2 protein-coding genes are annotated in these 4,989 nt (G+C 71.9%); both read right to left on the bottom strand.

Annotation, left to right across the window (positions count from 1 at the left end):
- Window positions 1–4,566, bottom strand: a 4,566-nt coding sequence (locus AB0I77_RS53075; protein ID WP_363290252.1) for a beta-ketoacyl synthase N-terminal-like domain-containing protein, incomplete at its 3' end; no start/stop codon positions are given.
- 49 nt (window positions 4,567–4,615) lie between these two features.
- On the bottom strand, window positions 4,616–4,989 hold a 374-nt coding region (locus AB0I77_RS53070), incomplete at its 5' end, for a phosphopantetheine-binding protein (RefSeq protein WP_363290251.1).

The following is a 4,989-nucleotide window of genomic DNA, read 5'->3' as shown; positions in this document are numbered from 1 at the left end:
ACCGGCCAAATCCACCAGGGAGTAGTAGGCGGTGAGGAACACGATCGGCACGGACGCCGCCTGCTCGAACGACCACCCCTCCGGAACCCGCGCCAACAACCGCGCATCGCTCACCGCCATCGGAGCAAACGCCCCGTCCAGCAAACCCATCACCCGATCACCGACCACCAGGCCCGTCACCTCCGGACCCACCTCCACCACCACACCGGCACCCTCATGCCCAAGCCGGCCCGCATCCCCCGGATACATACCAAGCACATTCAGCACGTCACGGAAGTTCACCCCCGCCGCCCGCACCGCGACGCGCACCTCACCGGGCCGCAACGCACGCGGCTCCTCCGCAACCAGCCCCACACCATCCAGCCGCCCCTGAGCCACCACATCCATCCGCCACCCAGCACCCACACCCACCGGCGGCACCAGGGCGTCACCGCCCGTCATCCGGACGAGGCGGGGCACGCGTGCCGTGCCAGTGCGGATCAGTACTTCGCTCGTCGTCTCCGGAACGCCGGCGAGCGTTTCCCAGGAGGCGGAGTCGAGGTCGAGATCGGCCAGGCCGATGCGTCCGGGGTGTTCGGTCGCGGCCGTGCGGACCAGGCCCCGGACGGCGGCTGCGGCCGGCTCGCTGAGGGGCTCCTCGTGCTCGGCCGGGCCCGAGAGCGCGATCACCAGGCGGGTTTCGGCAAGGCGCGGCTCTCGAAGCCAGTCTCTGATCGAGTCGAGCGCCTCCGTGACGCTCTCGCGGACGGAGCGGGCGTGTGTCGCGATCGGCAGGAGTACGGTGCTCGGCGGTCGCGTTCCGGCGTCGAGTGCCGTCTGGAGTGCCTCAAGGTCGGCGTAGGGGGTCGCGTACGGGGCCGCCTGTCCGTTCGGGACCTCGCCGAGGACGGCCCAGTCGGTGGTCCGGGCCTCCCCGGTCGTGGTCAGCGGTTGCCACTCCAGCCGGAACAGCGCGTCCCGGACGAAGCTTTCGGTGGTCTCCAGGTCCGTCAGGGTGACCGGGCGCAGGAGGAGGCTGTCGATCGTGGCGACGGGTTCGCCGGTCGCGTCGGCGACGCGGAGTTCGACGGCGTCCTCGCCGCGCCGCCGCACGCGGACGCGCACTGTGGACGCGCCGACGGCCGACAGTTCCACACCCGACCACAGAAATGGCAGCAGGGGGCCGGCACTGTCCCGCTCCCACAGGCCCAGGACGTGCAACACCGTGTCCAGGAGCGCCGGGTGCAGGCCGAACCCCTCGCCGCCGCCCGAGGCGTCGTCGGGCAGTGTGGCCTGCACGAACCAGTCGTCTCCGGAACGCCATACGGCTTCCAGGCCGCGGAAGGCCGGGCCGTACGACAGGCCCGCCGTCTCCAACCGCTCGTAGAGACCCTTGAGTTCGACCTGCTCGGCGCCTTGGGGCGGCCACGTTCGCAGGTCCCATTCCTCTTCGTCTTCCGACGGCGCTCCGACCGCGGTCAGGGTGCCGGACGCGTGCAGCGTCCAGGGCAGTTCGTCGGCCGTGTCGTGCGGGCGGGCGTGAATGCGCAGGGCTCGGTGCCCCGCGGTGTCCGGGGGCTCCACACCCACCTGGAGTTCGACGGCCCCGTCCGCCGGGAGGGCGAGCGGGGCGTGGAGGGCGAGTTCGTCGACGTGGTTGCAGCCGGCCCTCTCCCCTGCCGCCAGCGCCAGCTCCAGCAGCGCCGTACCGGCCACGATCACCGTGCCCGCCACGACATGGTCCGCGAGCCAAGGCTGGTCGGCGGCGGACAGTCGCGCCGTCAGCAGCATCGTGTCGGTGTCGGCGACGGACACGGCGGCGCCGAGCAGCGGATGGCGGACCGGGCGCAGGCCCAGGCCGGCGGCGTCGACGCGGGTGCGCGGCGCTTCGAGCCAGTAGCGGCGGCGCTGGAGGGCATACGTCGGCAGCGGCACCTCGCGCGCTCCCGTGCCCGCGAAGACGGCCGCCCAGTCGACCGGGGTGCCGCGTACGAACAGCTCGGCGGCGGCTGCGAGGGCCGTTTCGCGTTCATCGCGGTCACGGCGCAGCACACACACCGCGGGGACCGTGTCGACCAACGCGGACAGGACGGGTTCGGGGCCGATTTCGAGGAACCGGGCGACGCCCAGGTCGGCGACGGCGGCGCGGGCCGCGTCGTGAAAACGGACGGCCTCGCGGACCTGCCGTACCCAGTAGTCGGGGGTGGTCCAGTCGTCTGCGCCGAGCACGGCGCCGGTGAGGGTGCTGACGGCGTGGAGCGCCGGACGGTGGTAGGTCACCTGGGCGGCGATGCCGGCGAATTCCGCCAGCATCGGTTCCATGAGCGGGGAGTGAAAGGCGTGCGAGACGTGCAACGGCGTGGCCCGGCGGTTCTGTCGGAGTGCCGTTTCGAGCACGTGCCGCACGGCGTCCTCGCGGCCGGAGACGACGACGGATGTGGCGCTGTTCAGGGCGGCGACGACTGCGCCGTCCGTGAGGAGCGCGGTGACCTCCGCCTCGGTCCCCTCGATCGCGGCCATGGCGCCGCCGTCGGGCAAGGCCCGCATGAGCCGCGCGCGGGCCGCGACCAGCCGTACGGCGTCCGGAAGTTCGAGGACACCGGCGGCATGGGCGGCGGCGAACTCGCCCACCGAGTGTCCCAGTACCGCCTCCGGCTCCGTGCCCCAGGAGCGCAGCAGTCGTATGAGGGCGACCTGCAGGGCGAACAGGGCGGTCTGGGCGTAGCCGGTGTCCTGGAGGGCCTGCTCGTCGTCGCCGAAGAGGACGGTGCGCAGGGGCTGTCCGAAACCGAGTTCGGCGTCGAGGAGTGCGCAGACGTCGTCGAGAGCGGTGGCGAAGGCGGGGAAGGTGGCGGCGAGTTGCCGTCCCATGCCGGGCCGTTGGCTGCCCTGGCCGGTGAACATCCACGCCGTGCGGCCCTCGGTCGCCACTCCCTCGATCACGGGTTCGGCCAGCCGCGCGCGGAGGTCGGCCAGGTCGTGGCCGAGGACGACGGCCCGGTGGTCGAGCACGGCGCGGGTGGCCGCGAGGGAGAACCCGGTGTCCAGCGGGTCGGCGTCAACCGTCGTGAGTCGTTCGATCTGGGCCCCTAGTGCGTCGGCGCCGCGCGCGGACACCACCCAGGGGATCACGGCCAGGTCGACGGTCGTGGTCGGCGCCATCGATCCGTCGGCGTCCTCGGCGGGGGGCTCCGCGGCGGGCTCGGGGGCCGGTGCCTCTTCGATGACGACGTGGGCGTTCGTACCGCTGATGCCGAACGACGACACACCCGCCCGACGCGGACGCTCGCCCTGCGGCCAGTCGCGCTCCTCGTGCAGCAGGCGCACCGCGCCCGACTCCCAGTTCACCTGACTGGACGGCTGGTCGGCATGCAGGGTGCGCGGCAGGCGCTCCGCGCGCAGCGCCATCACCATCTTGATGACACCGGCCGCACCCGCGGCCGCCTGCGTGTGGCCGATGTTGGACTTCACCGTGCCCAGCCAGAGCGGCTTGTCATCGCCGTCACGCGCCTGCCCGTAGGTCGCCAGCAGGGCCTGGGCTTCGATGGGGTCACCGAGCCGGGTACCGGTGCCATGCGCCTCCACGGCATCGACGTCGGCCACCGAGACGCCACCATTGGCCAGCGCCTGGCGGATGACGCGCTGCTGGGACGGCCCGTTGGGCGCGGTGAGGCCGTTGGACGCACCGTCCTGGTTGGCAGCCGAGCCCCGTACGACGGCCAGTACCGGCCGGCCCAGGCGGCGGGCCTCACTCAGCCGCATCAGCACCAGTACACCCGCGCCCTCGGACCAGCCCGTGCCGTCCGCCGACTCGCCGAACGCCTTGCACCGGCCATCGGCAGCCAGTCCCCCCTGCCGGGAGAACTCCACGAAGGTGGTCGGCGAGGCCATGACGGTCACGCCACCGGCCAGGGCCGTGTCACACTCCCCCGACCTGAGCGACTGACACGCCAGATGCAGGGCCACCAGCGACGACGAACACGCCGTGTCCACCGTCACCGCCGGCCCCTCGAAACCGAACACATACGCCACGCGGCCGGAGAAGACGCTGCCCGCGTTGCCGTTGGCGAGCAGTCCCTCCACCTCGTCCGGCGTCACGGGCAGCCGAGAAGCGTAATCGTGATACATCAGACCCGCGAACACACCCGTGCGCGAGCCCCGCAGCGACAACGGGTCGACCCCGGCCCGCTCCAGCGCCTCCCACGACGTCTCCAGCAGCAACCGCTGCTGCGGATCCATCGCCAGCGCCTCACGCGGAGAGATCCCGAACAGCTCCGCGTCGAACTCGGCGGCGTCATGCAGGAAACCGCCCTCACGCGTGGCGGAGCCGCCCGGACCGTCGCCGAAGAGCGCCGTCAGGTCCCAGCCGCGGTCCACCGGGAAGCCTGACACACCGTCACCGCCCGCGGCCACGAGATCCCACAGCGCCTCGGGCGAGTCCACCCCGCCCGGGAACCGGCACCCCATCCCGACGATCGCGATGGGCTCGTGGTCCCTGGCCTCGACCTCGCGCAGCCGCTGACGGGTCTGGCGAAGGTCGGTGGTGAGCCGCTTGAGGTACGTCAGAGTCTTCTCGTCAGTGGACACGCGAATTCAGTCCCCTTTTGTCACCTGAGAGGGACGCCGAGATGCGGCGTCAGCCCTCGAGTTCCCGATCGATGATCGCGAACATCGAGTCCAGCGAGGCGGAGTCGATGTCGTCGTTGTCCTGCTCGGTTCCGGCAGTGCTCGTTGCGTCGTCGAGACGCGCCGTCATGGCCCGCAGTCGGTCGCGCAGTTCCTTGCGCACCGCTTCGTCCTGCTCGGCCATCGCAAGGACGGCCGCCTCCAACCGGTCCAGGTCCGACAGGCCCGGCGCGGCGCCGCCTTCCGTCCGGTCGTACTCGGTGCGCAGGTGGGCGGCGAGGTCGGCCACGGTGGGGTGGTCGAAGATGAGGGTGGCGGGCAACTGCAACCCGGTCACGTTCATCAGACGGTTCCGCAGATCCACCGCCGTCAGCGAGTCGAAGC

This window comes from Streptomyces sp. NPDC050619, assembly GCF_040654815.1.
In the GTDB taxonomy this organism is placed as follows: Bacteria; Actinomycetota; Actinomycetes; order Streptomycetales; family Streptomycetaceae; genus Streptomyces.
Note: the sequence above shows the minus strand (reverse complement) of the source record. Positions and strands in the feature narration are given on the sequence as shown.